23 protein-coding genes are annotated in these 20,863 nt (G+C 60.9%); 15 read left to right on the top strand and 8 right to left on the bottom strand.

The window, feature by feature from the left end; genetic code table 11:
* Nucleotides 1-166: 166 nt before the first annotated feature.
* The 4 genes from ACS5RD_RS06965 to ACS5RD_RS06950 all read left to right on the top strand — a co-directional run bounded on the left by ACS5RD_RS06965 (nt 167) and on the right by ACS5RD_RS06950 (nt 3,367).
* The gene (locus ACS5RD_RS06965; RefSeq protein ID WP_489930572.1) at nt 167-853 is read left to right on the top strand and encodes a hypothetical protein; all 687 of its coding nucleotides are present in this window, start codon (nt 167-169) and stop codon (nt 851-853) included.
* A gap of 87 nt (nt 854-940) precedes the next feature.
* The gene (locus ACS5RD_RS06960) at nt 941-1,630 is read left to right on the top strand and encodes a calcium-binding protein (protein WP_489930571.1); all 690 of its coding nucleotides are present in this window, start codon (nt 941-943) and stop codon (nt 1,628-1,630) included.
* Nucleotides 1,617-1,937: a hypothetical protein gene (locus tag ACS5RD_RS06955; protein ID WP_489930570.1), complete on the top strand. Its 321-nt coding sequence runs from the start codon at nt 1,617-1,619 to the stop codon at nt 1,935-1,937. The genes ACS5RD_RS06960 and ACS5RD_RS06955 overlap by 14 nt, the downstream gene beginning before the upstream one ends.
* A gap of 173 nt (nt 1,938-2,110) precedes the next feature.
* Nucleotides 2,111-3,367, top strand: coding sequence for an aspartate kinase (locus tag ACS5RD_RS06950; RefSeq protein WP_489930569.1), 1,257 nt, complete (start codon nt 2,111-2,113; stop codon nt 3,365-3,367).
* Nucleotides 3,368-3,498: 131 nt separating this feature from the next.
* Here ACS5RD_RS06950 and ACS5RD_RS06945 read toward each other — a convergent pair whose 3' ends face one another.
* The 3 genes from ACS5RD_RS06945 to ACS5RD_RS06935 form a co-directional block, all read right to left on the bottom strand.
* Nucleotides 3,499-3,924 carry a DoxX family protein gene (locus tag ACS5RD_RS06945; protein ID WP_489930568.1) on the bottom strand — a complete coding sequence of 142 codons (426 nt, stop codon included), beginning with the start codon at nt 3,922-3,924 and terminating at the stop codon, nt 3,499-3,501.
* Nucleotides 3,925-3,994: 70 nt separating this feature from the next.
* Nucleotides 3,995-4,678 (bottom strand): L,D-transpeptidase, encoded by a 684-nt coding sequence (locus ACS5RD_RS06940; protein ID WP_489930567.1) that lies wholly within the window; start codon nt 4,676-4,678, stop codon nt 3,995-3,997.
* A 64-nt stretch (nt 4,679-4,742) separates the two neighbouring features.
* A complete protein-coding gene (locus tag ACS5RD_RS06935; RefSeq protein ID WP_489930566.1) occupies nt 4,743-5,138 on the bottom strand; it encodes a hypothetical protein in 396 nt (131 codons plus the stop codon).
* A gap of 251 nt (nt 5,139-5,389) precedes the next feature.
* On the opposite strand from ACS5RD_RS06935, the gene ptsP reads away from it, so the two are divergent.
* Nucleotides 5,390-7,639 (top strand): phosphoenolpyruvate--protein phosphotransferase, encoded by a 2,250-nt coding sequence (ptsP, locus tag ACS5RD_RS06930; RefSeq protein ID WP_489930565.1) that lies wholly within the window; start codon nt 5,390-5,392, stop codon nt 7,637-7,639.
* A gap of 6 nt (nt 7,640-7,645) precedes the next feature.
* On the opposite strand, the gene ACS5RD_RS06925 is transcribed toward ptsP, so the two are convergent.
* From ACS5RD_RS06925 to ACS5RD_RS06910, 4 genes are all read right to left on the bottom strand, one after another.
* Nucleotides 7,646-8,221, bottom strand: coding sequence for a hypothetical protein (locus ACS5RD_RS06925; RefSeq protein WP_489930564.1), 576 nt, complete (start codon nt 8,219-8,221; stop codon nt 7,646-7,648).
* Between the two features lie 101 nt (nt 8,222-8,322).
* A complete protein-coding gene (locus ACS5RD_RS06920; protein WP_489930563.1) occupies nt 8,323-8,712 on the bottom strand; it encodes a GFA family protein in 390 nt (129 codons plus the stop codon).
* 134 nt (nt 8,713-8,846) lie between these two features.
* On the bottom strand, nt 8,847-9,605 hold the full coding sequence (locus ACS5RD_RS06915; protein WP_489930562.1) for an EcsC family protein: 759 nt from the start codon (nt 9,603-9,605) through the stop codon (nt 8,847-8,849).
* 44 nt (nt 9,606-9,649) lie between these two features.
* On the bottom strand, nt 9,650-10,174 hold the full coding sequence (locus tag ACS5RD_RS06910) for a GNAT family N-acetyltransferase (protein ID WP_489930561.1): 525 nt from the start codon (nt 10,172-10,174) through the stop codon (nt 9,650-9,652).
* A 76-nt stretch (nt 10,175-10,250) separates the two neighbouring features.
* Between ACS5RD_RS06910 and ACS5RD_RS06905 the strand changes: the two genes are divergently transcribed.
* Entirely contained in the window at nt 10,251-10,835 is a 585-nt protein-coding gene (locus ACS5RD_RS06905) for a flavin reductase family protein (RefSeq protein ID WP_489930560.1), read from the top strand.
* Nucleotides 10,836-10,968: 133 nt separating this feature from the next.
* Here ACS5RD_RS06905 and ACS5RD_RS06900 read toward each other — a convergent pair whose 3' ends face one another.
* Entirely contained in the window at nt 10,969-11,397 is a 429-nt protein-coding gene (locus tag ACS5RD_RS06900; RefSeq protein WP_489931346.1) for a nucleoside deaminase, read from the bottom strand.
* Nucleotides 11,398-11,497: 100 nt separating this feature from the next.
* Between ACS5RD_RS06900 and ACS5RD_RS06895 the strand changes: the two genes are divergently transcribed.
* From ACS5RD_RS06895 to dtd, 9 genes are all read left to right on the top strand, one after another.
* On the top strand, nt 11,498-12,691 hold the full coding sequence (locus ACS5RD_RS06895) for a pseudouridine synthase (RefSeq protein ID WP_489930559.1): 1,194 nt from the start codon (nt 11,498-11,500) through the stop codon (nt 12,689-12,691).
* A gap of 172 nt (nt 12,692-12,863) precedes the next feature.
* Complete coding sequence (locus ACS5RD_RS06890; protein ID WP_489930558.1) at nt 12,864-13,736, top strand: 5-bromo-4-chloroindolyl phosphate hydrolysis family protein; 873 nt, start codon at nt 12,864-12,866, stop codon at nt 13,734-13,736.
* A 46-nt stretch (nt 13,737-13,782) separates the two neighbouring features.
* Entirely contained in the window at nt 13,783-14,967 is a 1,185-nt protein-coding gene (locus ACS5RD_RS06885; protein WP_489930557.1) for a toxic anion resistance protein, read from the top strand.
* 2 nt (nt 14,968-14,969) lie between these two features.
* Nucleotides 14,970-15,929: a DUF2927 domain-containing protein gene (locus ACS5RD_RS06880; protein ID WP_489930556.1), complete on the top strand. Its 960-nt coding sequence runs from the start codon at nt 14,970-14,972 to the stop codon at nt 15,927-15,929.
* A 25-nt stretch (nt 15,930-15,954) separates the two neighbouring features.
* Nucleotides 15,955-17,049, top strand: coding sequence for an SPFH domain-containing protein (locus tag ACS5RD_RS06875; protein WP_489930555.1), 1,095 nt, complete (start codon nt 15,955-15,957; stop codon nt 17,047-17,049).
* 12 nt (nt 17,050-17,061) lie between these two features.
* Nucleotides 17,062-18,195, top strand: a complete 1,134-nt coding sequence (locus ACS5RD_RS06870) for a TFIIB-type zinc ribbon-containing protein (protein ID WP_489931345.1) — start codon at nt 17,062-17,064, stop codon at nt 18,193-18,195.
* Between the two features lie 81 nt (nt 18,196-18,276).
* The gene (locus ACS5RD_RS06865; protein WP_489930554.1) at nt 18,277-19,248 is read left to right on the top strand and encodes a phosphoribosylaminoimidazolesuccinocarboxamide synthase; all 972 of its coding nucleotides are present in this window, start codon (nt 18,277-18,279) and stop codon (nt 19,246-19,248) included.
* 63 nt (nt 19,249-19,311) lie between these two features.
* Nucleotides 19,312-20,235: a carbohydrate kinase family protein gene (locus ACS5RD_RS06860; RefSeq protein ID WP_489930553.1), complete on the top strand. Its 924-nt coding sequence runs from the start codon at nt 19,312-19,314 to the stop codon at nt 20,233-20,235.
* Nucleotides 20,232-20,675, top strand: a complete 444-nt coding sequence (gene dtd / locus ACS5RD_RS06855) for a D-aminoacyl-tRNA deacylase (protein WP_054005646.1) — start codon at nt 20,232-20,234, stop codon at nt 20,673-20,675. The genes ACS5RD_RS06860 and dtd overlap by 4 nt, the downstream gene beginning before the upstream one ends.
* Nucleotides 20,676-20,863: the final 188 nt, after the last annotated feature.

The following is a 20,863-nucleotide window of genomic DNA, read 5'->3' as shown; positions in this document are numbered from 1 at the left end:
GTGCGCCCTTGAGTTCCGTAGGGGATACCGCAGAGATATGGCTAGTATGCGGTTCAGTCACCACCTGCATTTCAACGAACGTTGATATTTGACCTAACAAACTTGCCGTGCGGATGCGGGCACGCAACCGCTTCTTCGCAAGTTGCGTGGATTAACGAGGCCCGAAATGCCCAACCCAATTCCAGTCGGCCCAGAAAACTTGGTCGCTGGCTGGCCATCGGCGGCAGCGTTGTTTGCGCCAATCGTGTCCGAACTCAGCGATGGCCGCTTTGCCGGCGTTTGGTTTCAGTCGAGCGATGCGTCGCCGCAAGAGGTCTGGACATGCATACTCAATCCAGACGGCACCTTTGCAACGACCCCACTTCTTGTCGAGCCAATAGGAACAGAAGGCATCACCCTGGCCACAGTTACGGCACTAGAAAATGGGCGGTTTGTCGTCTCTTGGCGGGATGAAACTTTTGTCGGTCCGGATAGGGCGAGCCTTGCCTTCAAGCACCAAGTTTTTGCTCTGGACGGAACGCCAGTGGGCACAAAAACGGTTGTCACTTCATCGCCGACACACCATCTGGGTTCGGAAAACACGACAATGCTTCCCGACGGACGCTTCATGACAATTTGGTCAGATGACGGCTCTGCCGATCAGGGACATATTGGCAGTCTAAACGGCCAGATATTTACCGCTGCCGGCGTCGCGGACTCTGCGGTCCTCACCTTTGCGACGTCGCCCCGTGGTTTTGGTCGCCGTCACTCTGTTGCTATGCTGCCGGATGGAGGTCTCGCATTGAGCTGGGAAGCGACCCCGCAGGATTTTCAGTTCAGATCATCAATACTGACGGGACACTGTCGGGCCTGACCCAGCATTTCACCACTTCTACCGCTGGAGGGGGGGGGGGGCGTATGTGCAGATCGCCGCACTGGTAAACGGAGACCTCGTCGTTGCATGGCAGGAACAATCCACCAGCGGGGGCGATCTTCAGTTGGCTCCCTGCATGCCCAACTGCTGGATGGCAACGGCGAAGCAATCGGCCCACAGTTTCAAATAAACACGACGACATCAGGCAATCAGACTGACGTTGAGATCAAGGCGCTTCCCGACGGGCGGTTTGTGGCAGTCCGGTATTCAATAGCGTCCGACTTCTCTATCGAAGGTCAGGTTTTTAATTCTGATGGCACTATGTCCGGCACCGAGTTCCACGTCGCCTCGGCCGGAGCCAATGGCCATATCAGCGGGCTAGCGTTGCAAGTTTTGTCCGATGGACGCTTTACCGTGAGCTGGCAGGATGACGAGGCACATGCGCGAATTTATGATCCAGGTGTTTTAGCCATGCATTTGGAAGGTAAGGCTGGCAACGACACGCTGTTTGGCTGCGCCGCCAACGACACCATTGCCGGGAATGCAGGCAATGACATCCTTTATGGCCGCACCGGAAACGACGGACTCTTTGGCAGCGATGGAAATGATCAGGTCAATGGAGGAAGCGGCAGCGACTTGATTTATGGCGGTGCGGGCGCTGACGTGTTGAGCGGCGAAAGTGACGGCGACGTTCTTTTCGGAGACGTCGGTAACCACACTATGGACGGTGGCACCGGAAACGACAGCCTTGTGGGCGGCGCGGGTGACAGCGGGTGACGACACTTATCCGATCGAAACGGCGTTGGACCGGATTTTCGAGCTGGTCAACGAGGGGGTGGACGAGATCATCGCTTCAAGCACTGGAATCGACCTGACCAGCTTCGCCAATGTCGAAAAGGCCCAGTTGGACGGGGATCAGAAACTCAACCTGACTGGCTCTGCTGTTGGCAATGAATTGATTGGCAACGGCGGGGCGAACGACACTGATGCTGGCGCGGGGGCGGATTTCTTTGTGTTCCGTTCGGCGGCTGACGCGGGCTTGGGGGGCGGCGGCGTTCAGTGGGGCGCGGCAGGTGCGCTATGACATTCGCATCCGTGCGATCTCGGGTGACAACGTTGGCAGTGGTGTGGCGGATTGGCAGATTGTGCTGCTGAACAAGCCGGTGCTGACGGCGATCGATCTGATCCTGTAAGCCTTGCCCTCGCGGGTGCTTCTGTTATGAAGCCCGCGATTTGAATGGCGGGAAAAGGCGTACCATGCCGCTTCTGGTGATGAAATTTGGCGGCACCTCGGTGGCCGACCTCGCGCGGATCGAAAATGCCGCGAAAAAGGTGCAGGCCGAGGTCGCGCGCGGCTATGACGTGATTGTCATCGTCTCGGCGATGTCGGGGGAAACCAACAAGATGGTTGGTTTCGTGGAAGGCACCTCAAAGCTGTATGATGCGCGCGAATATGACGCGGTGGTGTCGAGCGGCGAGAATGTGACGGCGGGGCTGATGGCGTTGCGGTTGCAAGAAATGGGCATCGCAGCGCGGTCTTGGCAGGGTTGGCAGGTGCCGATCAACACCACCTCCGCCCATTCCAGCGCACGGTTCATCTCGATCCCGCGCGAGCATATCGACGCAAAGTTTGCTGAGGGCTTCAAGGTGGCCGTGGTCGCGGGCTTTCAGGGCGTGTCGGCTGAGGGTCGGATCACCACCTTGGGGCGTGGCGGGTCGGATACCACGGCGGTTGCCTTTGCGGCGGCATTCGGGGCGGAGCGCTGCGATATTTATACGGATGTGGACGGGGTCTACACCACTGACCCGCGCATCACCAATAAAGCCCGCAAGTTGGACAAGATCGCGTTTGAGGAAATGCTGGAGCTGGCATCCTTAGGCGCGAAGGTGCTGCAAACCCGCTCGGTTGAACTGGCGATGCGCTATAAGGTGCGGCTGCGGGTGTTGTCCTCGTTTGAGGATACCGATGAAAACTCTGGAACGCTGGTCTGCGACGAGGATGAGATCATGGAATCGAAAGTAGTTTCTGGCGTGGCGTATAGCCGGGATGAGGCCAAGGTGACGCTGGTGCGGGTCGAGGATCGCCCCGGCATCGCGGCGGCGATCTTTGGGCCGCTGGCCGAGGCTGGCGTCAACGTCGACATGATCGTGCAGAATATCTCGGAAGTTGAGGTTGGCAGCAGCAAGGGGGCGACCACCGATATGACGTTCTCTTGCCCGGTCAATCAGGTGGCGCGGGCGCAGAAAGCGATGGAGGATGCTGTCGCGGCGGGCACGATCACTTATGATGGGATCGTGGTGGACAGTGATGTTGCCAAGATTTCCGTGGTGGGGATCGGGATGCGGTCTCATGCCGGGGTGGCGGCAACGATGTTCAAGGCGCTGTCGAAAGAGAACGTCAATATCAAGGTGATCGCGACGTCTGAGATTAAGATCTCGGTGCTGATCGACCGGAAATATATGGAGCTGGCGGTGCAGGCTTTGCACGATGCTTTTGAGCTTGAAAAGGCCTGAGAGGGTTTTTTCGGTTGAGAAATGGACGCCGGGTGACTAGGCTGCCCGGCGTTTTTCTATGTGGTCCCGAGTTGGGACCGGATAGAGTTTTGTTTGTTATCAGCGGTTTGCACTTTTAGGTTCAAGGTTTGTTAACCCCTGCCCCGCCACACATACCGCCCCGGCCCTTGCGCAGCGAGGATCAACAATCCGCCGGCGATAGACCAGTTTTTCACCATGATGGTGATTTGCCACGGATCGGCGCGGAGTTGGTAGTGGAAGTAGCTGGTGAAGATGCAATAGGCGGCGAGGATCAGCGCCCATGTGCGGACGCCGGGGCCGAAGATCAGGCCGAGGGCGGCGATCAGGTTGAAGGCGGCTACGGGCCAGACCAGCCACACGGGCAGGCCTATGGAGGCGATCATCTCGGCGACCGGGGCGGGGTCGCCGAGTTTTTGCAGCGCGCCACCGAGGAACAGCACAGCGATCAGGATGCGGCCGGTCAGGTTGAGGGCGTCGTTCATCTTGAGAGTGTCATTCATCGGCGGCAGGATTGCAGAGTACGGCGGTTCGGACAAGCTGGTTGTCGGCGGGCAGGCAAGCACGCTTGCGTGTGGGCAGCGCGGCTTTCCCGCTGCCCTGCGGGCCTTAGTATGGCACCTCGAACTGCGACTGGCCCAGCGAGGCTAGCACCACCACCTTGCAGCCATCTTGCACCCGGTCGTGCAGGTCGATCACGTCTTGATCGAGCATACGGATGCAGCCCGAGGACACGGATTTTCCGAGGTATTTTGGCTCACATGCGCCGTGGATGCGGTAAAGCGTGTCTTGGCCGTTCTGGAACAGATAGAGCGCGCGGGCGCCCAAGGGGTTGCCGGGGCCACCGGGCATCCCGCCATTGGCGACGGAATAGGGCGCAAGATCGGGGCGGCGGGTGATCATCGAATCCGGGGCTTTCCAGACCGGCCATTTGCGGCGGAACTGCATGCGCGCGGTGCCATTCCAGCCGTAACCTGCAGCCCCAACGCTGACGCCGTAGCGCAACGCACGGCCCGGTTCGGTGACGAGATGCAGAAACGCGGCATCTGGATCGACGATGATGGTGCCGGGGGGCTCGGCGGGGAACGGGTTCTCGACCTCTTGCCGCCAGAGTTTTTCATCTACCACGCCATCGGGCACGGCGGGGACCGGATGCGGCTCGGTGTAGATCGCGCCATAGCGGGCCGGCATCGGCGGTGGCGGTGGTGGCGGGATCACTTCGGCGGGGTTCGGGGCGCAGGCGGCGAGCGATGCGGCGGAAGCCGCGGCCATGAAGGCGCGTCGGGTGAGCATGGGGGTATCCTTATCGGCTGGAGTTTGAGCAGAACGGGGCCGCGATCAGGCGCGGCAGTGGCGTTCAGGCCAGCCTTGGCGGGCCGAGGGGCAGCGCGGGTTTGTGGCCGATCTTTGGTGGCCATGCGGCGGGGTGAACCGTCGTCGCCGGGGCGTTGAAGGCGAGTGTCAGCTCGGTTGGCCAAACCACCAGCGCCGGGTTGCAGGGCGAGCCGGGCAAGGCCGGACCTTTGCAGCGGCTTTGCGCTGCGGCGAAGGTTTTCTCGCTGGGGGTGGCTGCGACGGCTGCGTCATCAAGCTGCGCAGAGATCACCGCGACGGCGCGCAGGCCTGTGTTGAACGGGCCTGTGTTGAACGGGCCTGTGTTGAACGGGCCCGTACCGAATTTGGCGGTAAAACTGCCGAAAGGCAGCAGCGCCAACACGGTCAGCAGCAGGAAAAGGCGAGTCAGCATCGACATGGGGTTTACCTGCCATGGCAGGGCTGGGGTGTCGAGGGGCCGGGGCGGCGATCTTACGCCGAGGGTGATCACCTGTTGTCACATGGCCGTGAGGCCGACACGTTTGCGCGCAATTCTGCCGCGATTGCTGCGGCTTCGGACGGTTTTTACGCAGGCGGGTGATAAACTCGGCTGCGACAGCGGTTTGCCCACTGACTTTTGTCACATAACTCGCCTATAGAGAGCAGATTGGATTTGATCGGATTGAGGCTATGCCCGCAGAGCGCAGTGACAGTGACAGTCGTAAACTTCTCCGCCGCCTGCGCGATGTGCTGGGCACCAAGGCGAAGGGGCAAGAGCGGCTTGACCAGATCACCCATCTGATCGCGGATTCGATTGGCACCGAAGTGTGCTCGATCTATCTGTTCCGCGACCCCGAAACGCTGGAGCTTTGTGCGACGGAAGGGCTGAAGAAAGCCGCTGTGCATAAGACTCGGATGAAGCTGGGTGAGGGTCTGGTCGGTCGGGTGGCGCGAATTGGTCTGCCGGTGAACACGGCTGATGCGCCCTCTGAAAAAGGCTTTCGGTTTATGCCGGAAACCGGTGAGGAGCTGTATTCGGCCTTCCTTGGCGTGCCGATCCAACGGGTGGGTGAAAAGCTGGGCGTGTTGGTGGTGCAATCCAAGCAGGCGCGGGCCTATTCGGAAGATGAGATCTACGCGCTGGAAGTGGTGGCGATGGTTTTGGCCGAGATGACCGAGCTTGGCGCGTTCTCGGGTGAGGGCGGCGGCGGCATGGGGCGGTTGCACAAGCAGCCGGTGCTGTTTCGTGGCACCAGCGGCCAAGAGGGGGCGTCCGAAGGCCGGGTCTGGCTGCACGAGCCGCGCGTGGTTGTCACCAATCCGGTGGCGGATGATCCGTTGACCGAGATCGACCGCATCCGCGAGGCCGTGGGGGTGCTGCGGGTATCTGTGGATGATCTGCTGGCGGCGGAAAGCCTGGACAAAGACCAGAAAGCCGTGCTGGAGGCCTATCGGATGTTTGCCCATTCCCGCGGTTGGTTGCGGCGGATGGAGGAGGATATTTCCTCGGGCCTGTCTGCCGAAGCGGCGGTGGAGAAAGAGCAATCGGCGACACGGGCGCGGTTAAGTCAGGTGCCAGATGCCTATTTGCGCGAGCGGCTGCATGATCTGGACGATCTGTCGAATCGGCTGCTGCGGATTTTGACCGGGCAAGGCAAAGATACCGGGGCCGAGATGCCGGACAACCCGGTGCTGGTGGCGCGCAACATCGGGCCTGCGGAATTGCTGGAATATGGCCGCAAGCTGAAAGGCTTGGTGTTGGAGGAAGGTTCGGTTGGATCGCACGCGGCGATTGTAGCGCGGGCGCTGATGATCCCGATGGTGATCCACGCCGAGCGGATCACCAATGAGGCACTGAACGGCGATCCGATCTTGGTCGACGGCGATCAGGGCATTGTGCATTTGCGACCTGAAGATGCCGTGGCGCGGTCGTTCCGGGGCACGATGGCGATGCAGGCCAAGGCGCAGGAACGCTATGCCTCGCTGCGCGACCTGCCTGCGACGACGCGCGACGGGGTGACAGTTGCCTTGCATATGAACGCCGGGCTGATGGCGGATTTGCCGTCTCTGGTGGGCTCTGGGGCTGAAGGGGTCGGGCTGTTCCGCACTGAATTGCAGTTTCTGGTGCGCAATTACATGCCGCGCCGTGATGAGTTGGCGGCGCTGTATTCTCGGGTGATTGAGGCGGCCAAGGGGCTGCCGGTGGCGTTTCGCACGCTGGATATCGGCTCGGACAAGGTGCTGCCCTATATGAAGCCGCAGGACGAGCCGAACCCGGCGATGGGCTGGCGGGCGATCCGGGTGGGCTTGGACAAACCCGGCGTGCTGCGGATGCAGTTGCAGGCGCTGATCCGGGCTTCGGCGGGGCGGCCTTTGGCGATCATGTTTCCGTTCGTGTCTGAGCATGGCGAATTTGTTGAGGCGCGTGCGCATGTGCTGCGCGAGATTCACCGCGAGAAATCTTTGGGCCATGCGGTGCCTTCCGCGCTGGAAGTGGGCGCGATGCTGGAGACACCGAGTTTGGCCTATGCGCCGGATGCGTTTTTTGAGATGGCGGATTTTATCTCGATTGGCGGCAATGATCTGAAACAGTTTTTCTTCGCGGCAGATCGGGAAAATGAGCGGGTGAGGAAGCGCTATGACTCGCTGAACGCCTCGTTCCTGACGTTCCTGGAAGTGGTGATCGCGCGCTGTGCTGCGGCGGGGACGAAACTGTCGTTCTGCGGCGAGGATGCGGGGCGTCCGGTGGAAGCGGTGGCGTTTGCGGCGATAGGGCTGCGGAACCTGTCGATGCGGCCAGCCTCGATTGGCCCGGTAAAGGCTTTGCTGCGGCGGGTGGATTTGAGTGAGGCGCGGAAGGTGATTGATCAGGCGCGGAGTGAGGGGGCGGAGACGATCCGGCCTGCGTTGATGGAGTATTTGGCGTCAGTGGGGGAGTGAGGGGGCTTATCCTAGTGCGGCCATGCAAAAGCCCTCTCCGCGTGTTATGGCGAAAACGAGCATCGGGCCAAATTCGCTATCAGTGAGGGCGACCACAATATATGCGTGCTCACCTGTTAGGGAAATGACATTGAAGGCAAGTCTTCTGGTCGCACCCTTAGGTTGGAAGCACGGAGCGTCAAATTTCATATTTGGCTTTGATTTGATCCAATCGTTCAAAGCGTCAATGATCGTGTCCATATCGCTTCGGCTATCAACTGCCCAGTTGCCATATGACCGAATCGGCGGGACGCTAACCAACTGAGCGACGGCATTCCAATTTTCGATCTTGTCGCCATCTTGGCGCGTTGTATTGCGAATCTGAATGGAAACCACGCGATCAGCACTGTCGCAAGCAGCGCGCTTGTCTAACCAAGGATCACCTTTACAGTTGAGCCCTGCAAAAGAGAACTGCTGGCCATTGTAGAAGGTTTCCAAAAAACGTTCGATGAATTCACGTTTGAACAATAGTGTTGCTTCAGACGCTTGGGCACTCAAACAAGTTAGCCCGTAGAACATAACAAAAATAAGCAGTTTGCACATAAGAGTGGAAATCCTTCCAGGGTCGCCATGCGCCAATTTACTGTTCGCACACACAAAGCTAGGCCCAGATCGTTTAGGTTATCAAGCGGGGAAATAGACCGCTAGTCTTCGGTTCGCCCAGCCGATACACGATTTCCTGCGTATCCCTTCAGCGGAAACTCTGGCAGCCAGGCTTCGCGGCGGATGGTCCAGAGTTCGTAGGTTGGCGTCAGTAGGTTGGCGGCATCAAGGCAGCCGAGGTTCACCTCGACCTCATCACCGCTGATTGCGAACACCGACGAGCCGCAGGTGGGACAGAAGCTGCGGCCTGTGTAGCTGCGGGATTCTCCGGTGATGCTGACGGCGGTTTCGGGAAACATCGCTGAGGCGTGGAACAAGCTGCCGTGGTATTTGCGGCAATCAAGGCAGTGGCACAGGCCAACCCGGTAGGGCTGGCCTGTGGCTACGATGCGCAGTTGGCCGCAGAGGCAGCCGCCGGTGAATGTGGTCATGTCGGTCTCCTTCGGTGCAACTGAAAAGCGAATGGGTTTGGCGGCGGTCTGGGGCAACGGGGCGGCTTATCGCTTCCTTCGGGCGCTCTGCGCTAGGCCAAGCGCAGAGCGCCCGAAGGAAGCGATAAGCGGCATCAGGCTTTGGTGATTTTCGGCGGCAGGGTGGCTTTGGCGAAGGCAGCGACCACGGCTTCGCCGCCTTGGGTTTCGGCCAGACGCATCAGCGCGAAACGGATGCGGGCCATTTCGCGGTAATAGCTGAGGAAGGCGGCGTTCAGGGCAGCACCCGAGACGGCTCCCAATACGGGCACGGCTTGGGCGGCGAGTTTTTGGCCCATGGTGGCGGCAAGCCGGGGGGCGACGGTTGCGATGAGTTTTTGGATCGCGGGGCCGGTCAGCGTCATCCTTGCCGACAGGAAGGCGGCGTTGACGCCGTCGTCGCCTTGCAGGGGGGTGCCTGCGGCGAAAACCTCAAGACAGGCGGCGCGGATGCCCGGTTCCGTGGGATCAAACCCGGCGCGGATCGCCTCGGCCCGGATCGTATGCAGCATCAAGGTGATGGTGACGGGGAGTTCGGCGAGCGAGGTCAGCAAGCCCCCTGCCCCACCAGCGGCCCCGGTCGCCATGGCGGCGAAGGTGCTGGCTTTGCCGCCCATTTTTGGGCCCTGATCGGCGAGGCCTGCGAGGCCGTGGGCGGCGGTCAGCGCGCGGATCACCACCTGTTCAATCTGGGTGCGCAGGGCGGCAGGGATCAGGGCGGCCTGTTTTTCCAACCCACCGCCGATTTTGTTCACCAGCGTCATCAACGGGCCATTGGCGCGCTTGTAAGCGCGGGCCAGCTCGGCGATTTCGGTGTCGGCAGCGGGGGGGCGCAAGGCGGGAAGTTGGGTCATAGGGCCAATGTGGGGGGTTTGCGCAGCTTCGGCAAGAGCGGTGATCAGGCTTGCGGCAGGGTCGCGCCACTGGCCTTGATGACATGGCCCTTGATGCCATCCCAAGCGCCCTTTTTCAGCTCTAACCCCAGCACGCGGTCGGGGTTGGTCGGCGGCGGCATCACCACACCGTCGAGCTTTTTGAAACCGAAGCGGGAGTAATAGGGCGCGTCGCCGACCAGCAGCACGCGCTCCCACCCCAAGCGGCGGGCTTCGACAAGGCTTTCGTTGATCAACAGGCCACCCAGGCCCTCGCTTTGGCGGGTGGGATGAACGGCGATCGGGCCAAGCAGCAGCACGTCTTCACCATCTTCGCCATCGCCCTCGTCGATCTCAGCGGGCCAATAGCGGATCGCGGCTGCCAAGGTGCCGTCTTCATCGCGCAGGATCAGGCAGAGGGCGGCGACGGTGGGCACGCCGTCGCGCAACCGATAGGAAGACAAAGCGGTGCGACCGGGGGAAAAGCACAGATCATAAAGCGCCTCGACTTCCCACCAATCCTCCTCGACTTCTTCTTCCAGCTGATACACGGGCGGCCCTTCCAGAATCATCTGGAAACGCGGGTAACATGCGTTTGGGGCAGGATCAAACCTGAAGGGGATGTGGATGTTTTATGAGCCGAAAGCGGGGCCTAGAAATGGCGGGCTGCCGCACAATCCGTTCAAGGCGATTGTGGCCCCGCGGCCGATTGGCTGGATTTCGACGCGCGGCGGATTGGGGGACAATTTGGCACCCTATTCGTTTTTCAACGCGGTGAATGATGCGCCGATGCAGGTGATGTTTGCGGGCGGGATGAAGGATTCGATCTCTAACCTGCGCGAGACGGGGGTGTTTGCGGTGAATGTGGTGGCCGAGAGTATGATCGCCGAGATGAACGCCAGTTCGGAAAGTGTGGCGCGCGGGGTGGATGAGTTTGTGCTGGCCGGGGTGGAGAAGGCGGAATGTGTGGCGATTGATTGCCCGCGGGTGGCGATGGCTCCGGCGGTGTTGGAGTGCCGCTTGGTGCATTTGCTGGAGTTGGCGGGCGAGAACTGGATGGCGGTGGGGGAGGTTGTCGGCGTGCATATCCGCGAGGAATATCTGCGCGCAGGGCGGTTTGATCTCGGCTTGGTGCGGCCTGTGGCGCGGTTGGGCTATATGGATTACGCGGTGGTGAGGGAACCGTTTGAATTGCGGCGGCCGGATGAGTGAGGGGCCGAGCGGCACTTGGTCATCCTCTGTGCGTAAATATCCCCGCCGGAGGCATGCTCCGCTTGCCACAGCAGCGCGACGCGCAGGAGTATTTAGGCAATGTGAAAGCAAATTTTAGATAAATTTTAGGGAATTAGCGGCGCTGGGTGAAGAAGGCCTTTAGCAAGGCCTCGGACTCGGCGGCGTTGATGCCGTCGTAGATTTCGGGGATGTGGTGGCATTGCGGGTGACTGAACACCCGCGCGCCGTGGAGGGTGCCGCCGGATTTGGGATCGGCAGCGCCGTAGTACAGGCGGGCGATGCGGGCGGCGGAGACAGTACCTGCGCAGATTGGGCAGGGTTCTAGGGTGACATAGAGGTCGTATCCGGGGAGGCGTTCGGAGTTTGCGAGGCGGCAGGCCTCGCGGATGGCTAAGACTTCGGCATGGGCGGTGGGGTCGCAAAGCTCGCGGGTACGGTTTCCGGCGGCGGCGATGATTTGGCCGTCTTTGACCACGACCGCGCCAATGGGGACTTCACCGCGCGCGCCTGCGGCACGAGCTTCGCTTAGGGCGGCGTCCATGAAGGTTTTGAACACCGTGCTTGCCCCTTGGCGGTTGAGAGAATAGTTTGATCCAATAGCCCGCATGTCGCGCGCTGAGCCCGTTGAAGGATAAGAGACTATGGCCGAGAATACAAATCCCCCGAAATCTGCACCGAAGATCGCTGGCCCCAAGGTTGAGGCCCCCCGGACTGAAGGCAAAGCCGTTGAGCGGAAGTCTGCGGTGGCGGCGAAGCCTGCGGCGGGCACGCCGGAGGGAGATCGGATTGCTAAGGTTTTGTCTCGGGCTGGCGTCGCTTCGCGCAGGGAAGCCGAGCGGATGATTGAATTGGGCGAGGTTTCGGTCAATGGCAAGGTGATTACCTCGCCGGCGCTGAACGTGACCTCGAAGGATAAGATCGTGGCGCGTGGTGTGGTGGTGGGCGAGCCGGAGCAGGCGCGGTTGTGGCTGTATTACAAGCCGGACGGGCTGGTGACTTCGGAAAGCGATGAAAAAGGCCGTGAGACGGTGTTTGACAATCTGCCCGCAGAATTGCCGCGGGTGATGTCGGTGGGGCGGCTCGATTTGAACTCGGAAGGCTTACTGCTGCTGACCAATGACGGCGCGTTGAAGCGGCGGTTGGAACTGCCCTCGACTGGGTGGCTGCGCAAATATCGCGTGCGGGTGAATGGCAATCCGGTGGACCCGGATCTGGAGCCGTTGCGCAAAGGCATCGTGGTTGAGGGCGAGCGGTTTCAACCGATGATCGTGGTGATTGACCGGATTCAGGGTGCCAATGCCTGGCTGACGGTGGGTTTGCGCGAGGGCAAGAACCGCGAAATCCGCCGCGCGATGGCGGCGATTAACCTGACGGTGAACCGTTTGATCCGGGTCAGCTACGGGCCGTTCCGGTTGAACGATTTGCAGCCGGGTGAGGTTGAGGAGGTCAAGGGCAAGGTTTTGCGCGATCAACTTGGCCAAGGGGCGACGGTGGATGAGGATGCGCCGAAGCGGACGCGGGCACCTCGGCCTGCGTCGCGGACCACGACGGGCAAGGCTGAGGGTTCGGCTTCGGGCAAAAGATTGAAGGCGGGCGAGGGGCTGAAGCAGTTGTCAGAGGCTTGGGGTGAGGCGGTAAAGCCGCGCACATTCGGGACGGCGGCGAAAAAGGCCGAGGCTGAGGCGGGCAAGCCGCGTAGCTTTGGCACGGCGGCCAAGAAGGCTGAAGGCGGGGCTTTGCGGCCGACAAAACCAGCGGCGAAGCGGGCGACGCCGACGCGCGGTGGGCCTACGGGGCCGAAGCCTGCGGGCGGGCGGCCAAAGCGCGGTGCCTGAACGCGATAATTCCCCGTTTGTGCCCTCTGGCATGGCGGCGCGGCTGTGCCTATAGTCATGAGGTTCCCGGTGTTCGGGTAGGAGGCGTCATGTCTGCCAAGGGTCTGGAATCGGGCGCGTTTATGCTGTTGCTGGCGCTGATGGTCTATGTCGCAATCACTGGAGCCCAATGATGGCAGAGCGGTTTGGCGGTAAGTATTCTCCGGGCAATTCGCGTGTCGACGCGGGGCCGGGGGTTGCACCACAGCCGGGGATGCCGGCGCGATCAAAGTCCACCGGACGGGCGCGGGCGCTGTTCTTGCCGCCGTTTCTGTTTGCGGCTTTGGCGTTCAAGGGCGAACCCCGCGCGCTGATCATGGGGTTAGCTGCTTGCGGGGTTTTGCTGTTGTCGGCTTGGCTGACCCAGCAGGGCGCGCTGGCACAGGATGCCTATGACGCCCGCAAGGTGGCGCGGCGTCCGGCGATACCGCGCAAGGCGTTTGGCGCGGTGCTGATGGGCGCCGGCTTGGCTGTCGGTGCTATGGTGGCGCAGCCGATGGTTTATGCGATTTTGCTGGGGCTGGCCGGGGTGATCCTACATGTCGGCGCATTCGGTCTGGACCCGATGCGCGACAAGGGCATGGAGGGCGTCGACAGCTTTCAGGTCGAGCGGGTGGCTAAGGCGGTCGATGAGGCCGAGGCGCTGCTGGCGGGGATGAAGGATGCGATCCTGCGGGCCAAGGACTCGGGCCTCGAGGTGCGGGTGGCGAAGTTTTCCGGCATCGCGCGCGGGCTGTTCCGATCCGTGGAAAGCGATCCGGGCGATTTGACGGCGGCGCGGAAGTATCTGTCGGTCTATCTGATGGGTGCGCGCGATGCGACGGTGAAGTTCGCCGATGCCTTTGCACAGGGGCGTGATGCGAAAATCCGGGCGGATTATGAGACGCTGCTGGGCGAGTTGGAAACAACGTTTGCCGCGCGCACCCAAGCCATGCTGCAAGGCGATCACACCGATCTGGATGTTGAAATTCAGGTGTTACGAGATCGGTTGAAACTGGAAACCTAATCTTTCTGCAATCCGCCCCCTGCGGGGCTTTGAACGAGTGAGAGCCATGACAGAAGATATCCGCGCTGCTGCTGCCACCACGCTGGCCGAAGTTGAAAAAGTCACCGCTGTGATCCTGCCGGAGCCCGGGCGCGAGATTGTGCCGCTGGAATCCGCCCCTGCCCCGGTTGCCGAAGACATTCGCAAGCGGATGGCGGAACTGGATATGAGCAACACCCAGTCGATCATCTCGTTTGGGTCGGGGGCGCAGGCGGAGTTGCAGGTGATTTCGCAGCAAATGCTGCAAGGCGTGAAGAATAAGGATGTCGGGCCAGCCGGGGATTCCTTGCGCGAGATCGTCACCACCATTCGCGGCTTTTCGGGCGAAGAGTTGGATGTGAACCGCAAGCAAAGCTGGTGGGAATGGCTGACCGGCCACGCCGCCCCCTTGGCGGAGTTTGTGGCGCGCTACGAGCAGGTGCAGACTCAGATCGACAAGGTGACGGCAAACCTGTTGGTGCATGAGACGACTTTACTGAAGGATATCAAGAGCCTGGATATCCTTTATGGTAAGACGCTGACCTTCTATAACGAACTCGGCCTCTATATTGCGGCGGGGGAAGCTAAGCTGAAGGAACTCGACGCCAATGATATTCCGGCGCGGGAAGCTGCGGTGAAGGCGGCCCCGGAAGCCGATCAGCTGATCCGGGCGCAGGAGTTGCGCGATCTGCGCGCGGCACGCGATGATCTGGAACGGCGGGTGTATGATCTGAAGCTGACGCGTCAGGTGACGATGCAGTCGCTGCCCTCAATCCGGTTGGTGCAGGAAAATGACAAGTCGCTGGTCGGCAAGATCAACTCGACCCTGATGAACACCGTGCCGTTGTGGGAAACTCAGCTGGCCCAGGCGGTGACGATCCAGCGCAGCAAGGAAGCGGCGGTGGCGATCAAGGATGCCAATGATCTGACCAATGAACTCTTGACCGCCAACGCCACGAACCTGCAAGACGCCAACAAGATCGTGCGCACCGAGATGGAGCGGGGGGTGTTTGATATTGAAGCGGTGCAGAAGGCCAATGCCACTTTGGTCGCGACCATCGAGGAAAGCCTGGCGATTGCAGATGAGGGCAAGGCGCGCAGGGCGGCGGCAGAGATTGAGCTGGTGAAGATGGAGGGTGAGCTGCGCGACACTTTGGCTTCGGCGCGCGCGCGCAATACCGCCAGCGGCGTCAATATTGGCAGCGCCGTCTGATCATGGTGCAAGCGCGGCCCGTATTGTTGAAACGTTGGGGCGGTCTTCTGGCCGCGCTGGCGCTGTTGGGCTGCGCTGAGGCTCCAGTTTCTGTGGTGAAACCTGCGCCGCGCCCGGTGATGGCGCAGCCGCCGGAACCGGTGGTGACGCCGGAAACCGCGGCGAGTGCGGCGGCACGGGCGTATTATGCGCAAGTGCAGCAGGGCTTGCTGGGTCAGGGTCTGCTGCGCACCGATGGCGGCGGGGTGGATACGCCCTATACCGACCGGATGCTGGCGGATAACTTCATCCGTGTCGCACTTTACGACGAATACGATCGGTCCAACACCAGCACGGTGCAGCGGCAGACCACCTCGGCGCTGCGGCGGTGGCAGCAGCCTGTGCGGGTGGGCTTGCGGTTTGGCGATTCGGTTTCGGCGCAGATGCGCGCGACCGATACCGCGCGGGTGGGGTCTTACTTGCAGCGTTTGCAAGGGTTGACCGGGCATCCGATCCGGCTGGATGACAACCGCCCGAATTTCTGGGTCTATATCGTCTCGGAAGATGAGCGGCAGGCATTAGGCCCGGTGCTGCACGCCGCGATGCCGGGGTTGACGGCGAATGATGTCAGCGGCATCACAGCGATGCAGCGATCCACCTATTGCATCGTTTATGCGCAATCGGCGGGGGCGTCGGGGGTTTATACCGGGGCGTTTGCGGTGATCCGGGCCGAGCACCCCGATCTGCTGCGGCTGTCCTGCATTCACGAGGAAATCGCGCAGGGTTTGGGGCTGCCAAATGACAGCCCGCAGGCGCGGCCCTCGATCTTCAACGACGATGAAGAATTCGCTTTGCTGACCACGCAAGACGAGATGATGTTGCGGATGCTGTACAACCCCGCCCTGCGCCCCGGCATGACCGAGGCCGAAGCGCGGCCCATCGTGGAAACCCTTGCCCGTCGTCTGATGGGTGGGGAAAGCTAGGCCCTTATGGGCAAAGGAGTACGTCATGGTTTTCGGATTTCTGAAGGGCGAGTTCATTGATGTCATCACCTGGCTGGATGACACCCGCGACACGATGGTGTGGCGGTTTGAGCGGCAGGGCAATGCGATCAAATACGGCGCCAAGCTGACGGTGCGTGAAGGCCAGGCGGCGGTGTTCGTGCATGAGGGGCAGTTGGCCGATGTGTTCGGGCCGGGTATGTATATGTTGGAAACCAACAACATGCCGATCATGACGACGTTGCAGCATTGGGACCACGGCTTTGATAGCCCGTTCAAATCCGAGGTGTATTTCATCAACACCACCCGGTTTAACGATCAGAAATGGGGCACCAAAAACCCGATCATGTGCCGCGACCCCGAGTTTGGCCCGGTGCGGCTGCGGGCGTTTGGCACCTATTCGATGCGGGTGGCCGATCCTGCGGTGTTCCTGCGTGAGATTGTTGGCACCGATGGCGAGTTCACGGCGGATGAGATCAGCCTGCAAATCCGCAATGTGATCGTGCAGGAAGCGTCGCAAGTGTTGGCGAAATCGGGGATTCCGGTGCTGGATATGGCGGCGAATACCGCCGATTTGGGCAAGCTGATCGCCACGGCGATTGAGCCGAAGATCAAGGAATACGGAATCTCGATCCCGGAATTCTATATTGAGAACATTAGCTTGCCGGAAGAAGTCGAGAAGGTTCTGGATAAGCGCACCTCGATGGGGGTGGCGGGCGATCTGAACAAATACATGCAGTTCAATGCGGCTGAGGGCATGGCGCAACCAAACAGCGGTGTGGGGGCTATGGTCGGGGCGGGCATGGCGGCGGGCATGGGGATGAATATGGCGAGCGGGGTGGGGCCTTGGGGGGCTGCGCCTGCGGCAGCGGCACCTCCGCCGCCTCCGCCTCCACCCGCGGGCAAGGCTTGGCATGTCGCCGAGAATGGTGCGACCAAAGGCCCGTTCAGCGAATCCGATCTGGCGAGGATGGTGGCTTCAGGTGGCCTCAGCCGCAGCGCCCAAGTTTGGACAGCGGGGCAGGATGGCTGGAAGGCTGCGGGCGATACCGATCTTGCCAAGCTGTTTGCGATGATGCCACCACCACCTCCGGCAGGCTGATCTTTCATGGCCGTGATGGAAGCAAATCATTGGCCCTGCGCGCAATGCGGGGCCGACCTGCGCTATGCGCCCGGTCAGACCGAGTTGAAATGTGACCATTGCGGCTTTGTGCAAGCCATCCCCGCCAAAGCCCCGCGCCAAAAGGCGCAGGCGCTGACCGAGCATGATCTGGCCAAGGGCTTGGCCGATGATTTGCCGGATGCCGCAACCGAAGAGGTTCGCAGCACCTCATGTCCGAGTTGTGGGGCGGTGGTGGAGTTTCAGGGCGCGAACCACGCCAGCCAATGTCCGTTTTGTGCCACGCCCGTGGTGGTGGATACGGGCAGCCATCGTCGGATCAAACCTCAGGCCGTGGTGCCGTTTGAGTTGACCGAGACGCAGGCGCGCAAAGCATTGATCGGCTGGCTGGGGGGATTATGGTTTGCGCCGAATTCACTGCTCGAATACACTCGCGCCGGTCGGGCGATGGACGGTATCTACGCGCCGTTCTGGACCTATGACGCCGACACCGACAGTCGCTATCGCGGACAACGCGGCGAGTATTATTATGAAACCCAATGGGTGAATGTCACCGTCAATGGCAAGACCGAACGGCGGCAGGAACAGGTACAGAAGACTCGGTGGTATCCAGCCTCGGGACGAGTCTCGCGCGATTTCGATGATGTGTTGGTGATGGCCTCAACCAGCCTGCCCGCGCGCTTGGGCAATGATCTGACGCCGTGGGATTTGGGCAAGCTGGAACCCTATTCCGCCGATTACCTCGCGGGTTTTCAGGCTGAGGGCTATACCGTTGGCCTTGCCGATGGTTGGGGCACGGCGAAAAGCGTGATGGCCGGGGTGATTGAGGATGACGTGCGCCGCGACATTGGTGGCGACGTGCAAAGGGTCGAGTCGGTCGATACCGATTACGCCGATGAGACCTTCAAGCATGTGCTGCTGCCGATCTGGATGGCGGCTTATAAATATGGCGGCAAAAGCTATCGGTTTTTGGTCAACGGCCAAACCGGCGAAGTGCAGGGCGAGCGGCCTTACAGCTGGTGGAAGATCAGTTTTGCGTTGCTGGGCGCGGTGATTCTGGCGGCAGGGGCGGCTTATCTCTACGATCCGTCGATCTTCGGGCTGTCGAGGCCGGATTGGATGAATTGATCTGATGGCGGGCAGGTTGACTCTCGCCCGCCCGCGCGCGATAGGCGAAACAGCTTGTTTGGGCAGCTTGGGGGCCAATCCGTGACCGATCTTTCCCGCGTTCTTGACCATGCCCGCATTGCGGAACTGCCGAACCCCTATTTCGGCAAGGTGCGCGATTGCTACGATCTGCCCGCTACGGCAGACCAACCCGCGCGGCGGATTTTGATTTCTTCGGATCGGATTTCGGCGTTTGACCGGATTTTGGCGGCGATCCCGTTCAAGGGCCAAGTGTTGACGCAGATGGCGCGGTTCTGGTTTGATCACACTGCCGATATTTGCCCCAATCATGTGCTGGCCTATCCGGACCCGAATGTGGTGATCGGCAAGCATGTGACGATCCTGCCAGTGGAAGTGGTGGTGCGTGGCTATCTGGCGGGGACGACTTCGACCTCGGTTTTGACGCAGTACAAAAAGGGCGTACGGGCGATGTATGGCCATGTGCTTCCCGATGGTTTGCGTGACAATCAGGTGCTGGCGGCCCCGATCATCACGCCAACCTCAAAGGCATTCGACGGCGCGCATGACGAGCCTCTGACGGCGAAGGAGATTGTTTCGCAAGGGCTTCTGACTGCCGCGCAATGGGCGGATGTGTCAGCCAAGGCGCTGGCTTTGTTCGCGCGCGGGCAGAAGATGGCGGCCGAGCGTGGGTTGATTTTGGTCGATACCAAGTATGAGTTTGGGCTGGATACTGACGGGAATATCCTGATCGCCGATGAGATTCACACGCCGGATTCCAGCCGCTATTGGATCGCCTCGGGCTATCAGGCGGCTTTTGAAGCGGGCACGCGTCCGCCGAGTTTCGACAAGGATGTGATCCGCTCGTGGGTCGGTGCGCGCTGTGATCCTTATGTGGATGACATCCCGGAAATTCCGGCGGAGATCATCCTCGCGACCTCAAAAGTCTATATCGAGGCGTTTGAGGCGATCACCGGGCAGACATTTGTGCCCGATCTGACCGGTGCGACGCCGCTGGACCGTGTGCGCGCCAATTTGAAACCATTTTTCGCCTGAGCCACTGTTTGCGCTAACAGCGGCGTGTCGTGTAATCTCGCGCAAATGCGCAAGGAGGCCGTGATGATTCTGTCCTGTGGTGAAGCTTTGATCGACATGCTGCCGCGCAGCTCGACCTTGGGTGAGGCGGCTTTTGCGCCCTATGCCGGGGGGGCGGTGTTCAACACGGCGATGGCTTTGGGGCGGCTCGGGGCACCTTCGGGATTTTTCTCGGGCATCTCAAACGACATGCTGGGCGAGATTTTGGCGGATACGCTGACGGCATCGAACGTGGATATCTCGCTATGTGCGCGCTCGGATCGCCCGACCACGGTGGCTTTTGTCAAGCTGGTGAATGGGCAGGCAACTTACGCGTTTTATGATGAGGGCACGGCCGGGCGGATGCTGGCGCTGGCGGATTTGCCAAGCTTGGGCGATGAGATTGAGGCGGTGTTTGTGGGCGGGATTTGTCTGGTGAATGATCCGGCGGCCAGCACTTATGAGGCGTTGCAGGCGCGCGAGGCCCCACTTCGGGTGACGATGATTGATCCGAACATCCGGCCCGGGTTTATCGCGGGCAAAGAGGTGGAATATCGCGCGCGGATTGAGCGGATGGTGGCGCGGGCGGATATTGTGAAGCTGTCGGATGAAGATTTGCACTGGCTCGGGGGGGCGGGCGATCTGTTTGGGTTGGCGCGTGGGATTCTGGCGAAGGGGCCTTCGGTGGTTTTTATCACGGAAGGCGCGGCTGGAGCACGGGCGGTGACGGCGTCGCAGGATCGGTTTGTCGCGGCGCAGAAGGTGACGGTGGTTGATACGGTTGGCGCGGGGGATACGTTCAACGCGGGGGTTTTGGCGGCATTGCATCAGGCGGGGGCTTTGTCGAAGGCGCGGGTGGCCAGCCTGACAGATGCGGAGTTGGATGCGGCCTTATCGTTGGGGACGCGGGCGGCGGCGGTGACTGTCAGCCGTGCCGGGGCCAATCCGCCTTGGGCCAACGAACTTTGAGGGCGCTGCTGCAGCGGGTTTCCCGCGCTTCTGTGTCGGTGGATGGCGCAGTGGTGGGGGAGATTGGCGCGGGGTTGCTGATCTTGGTCTGTGCGATGCAGGGGGACGGCGAGGTTCAGGCGGATAAACTGGCTGCCAAGATTGCCAAGCTGCGGATATTTAAGGATGCGGCTGGCAAGATGAACCTGTCGGTGAAGGATGCGGGTGGGGCGGCTTTGGTGGTGTCTCAGTTTACTTTGGCTGCGGATTTGCGCGGCAATCGGCCGGGGTTTTCTTATGCGGCGGCACCGGAGGAAGGGCGGCGGCTTTATGAGTATTTTTCCGGACGGGTGGCGGCGGAGGGGATCGCGGTTTCCAACGGGATTTTTGGCGCGGATATGGATGTGGCCCTGCACAATGATGGGCCGGTGACGATCTGGATGGATACCGATGATTTGTGACGGTCCCAACTCGGGACCTTTTTTTAGTGTTTTGATTTAGGGACTTGGGGTGGCGGTTTTAAGGGTTTGTTAACGTTTGCACGGGGTGCAGGCAAAGGCTGGGGGGCTCGCCCCCCAGACCCCGAGGATATTTGAGCACAGAGGATGACAATTTTAGACAAAGTTTAGCGGTTGGATGGTGCGGAGCG

This window comes from Cypionkella sp. PAMC25878, assembly GCF_058135695.1.
Note: the sequence above shows the minus strand (reverse complement) of the source record. Positions and strands in the feature narration are given on the sequence as shown.

What these genes read in the sequence shown, in the direction of transcription:
- ACS5RD_RS06925 (WP_489930564.1), bottom strand. Translation starts at nt 8,221, where the DNA reads ATGTGCAAACTGCTTATTTTTGTTATGTTCTACGGGCTAACTTGTTTG.
- ACS5RD_RS06860 (WP_489930553.1), top strand. Translation starts at nt 19,312, where the DNA reads ATGATTCTGTCCTGTGGTGAAGCTTTGATCGACATGCTGCCGCGCAGC.
- ACS5RD_RS06965 (WP_489930572.1), top strand. Translation starts at nt 167, where the DNA reads ATGCCCAACCCAATTCCAGTCGGCCCAGAAAACTTGGTCGCTGGCTGG.
- ptsP (WP_489930565.1), top strand. Translation starts at nt 5,390, where the DNA reads ATGCCCGCAGAGCGCAGTGACAGTGACAGTCGTAAACTTCTCCGCCGC.
- ACS5RD_RS06935 (WP_489930566.1), bottom strand. Translation starts at nt 5,138, where the DNA reads ATGTCGATGCTGACTCGCCTTTTCCTGCTGCTGACCGTGTTGGCGCTG.
- ACS5RD_RS06895 (WP_489930559.1), top strand. Translation starts at nt 11,498, where the DNA reads ATGGCCGAGAATACAAATCCCCCGAAATCTGCACCGAAGATCGCTGGC.
- ACS5RD_RS06890 (WP_489930558.1), top strand. Translation starts at nt 12,864, where the DNA reads ATGGCAGAGCGGTTTGGCGGTAAGTATTCTCCGGGCAATTCGCGTGTC.
- ACS5RD_RS06905 (WP_489930560.1), top strand. Translation starts at nt 10,251, where the DNA reads ATGTTTTATGAGCCGAAAGCGGGGCCTAGAAATGGCGGGCTGCCGCAC.
- ACS5RD_RS06950 (WP_489930569.1), top strand. Translation starts at nt 2,111, where the DNA reads ATGCCGCTTCTGGTGATGAAATTTGGCGGCACCTCGGTGGCCGACCTC.
- ACS5RD_RS06875 (WP_489930555.1), top strand. Translation starts at nt 15,955, where the DNA reads ATGGTTTTCGGATTTCTGAAGGGCGAGTTCATTGATGTCATCACCTGG.
- ACS5RD_RS06940 (WP_489930567.1), bottom strand. Translation starts at nt 4,678, where the DNA reads ATGCTCACCCGACGCGCCTTCATGGCCGCGGCTTCCGCCGCATCGCTC.
- ACS5RD_RS06915 (WP_489930562.1), bottom strand. Translation starts at nt 9,605, where the DNA reads ATGACCCAACTTCCCGCCTTGCGCCCCCCCGCTGCCGACACCGAAATC.
- ACS5RD_RS06885 (WP_489930557.1), top strand. Translation starts at nt 13,783, where the DNA reads ATGACAGAAGATATCCGCGCTGCTGCTGCCACCACGCTGGCCGAAGTT.
- ACS5RD_RS06900 (WP_489931346.1), bottom strand. Translation starts at nt 11,397, where the DNA reads ATGGACGCCGCCCTAAGCGAAGCTCGTGCCGCAGGCGCGCGCGGTGAA.
- ACS5RD_RS06880 (WP_489930556.1), top strand. Translation starts at nt 14,970, where the DNA reads ATGGTGCAAGCGCGGCCCGTATTGTTGAAACGTTGGGGCGGTCTTCTG.
- ACS5RD_RS06920 (WP_489930563.1), bottom strand. Translation starts at nt 8,712, where the DNA reads ATGACCACATTCACCGGCGGCTGCCTCTGCGGCCAACTGCGCATCGTA.
- ACS5RD_RS06960 (WP_489930571.1), top strand. Translation starts at nt 941, where the DNA reads ATGGCAGGAACAATCCACCAGCGGGGGCGATCTTCAGTTGGCTCCCTG.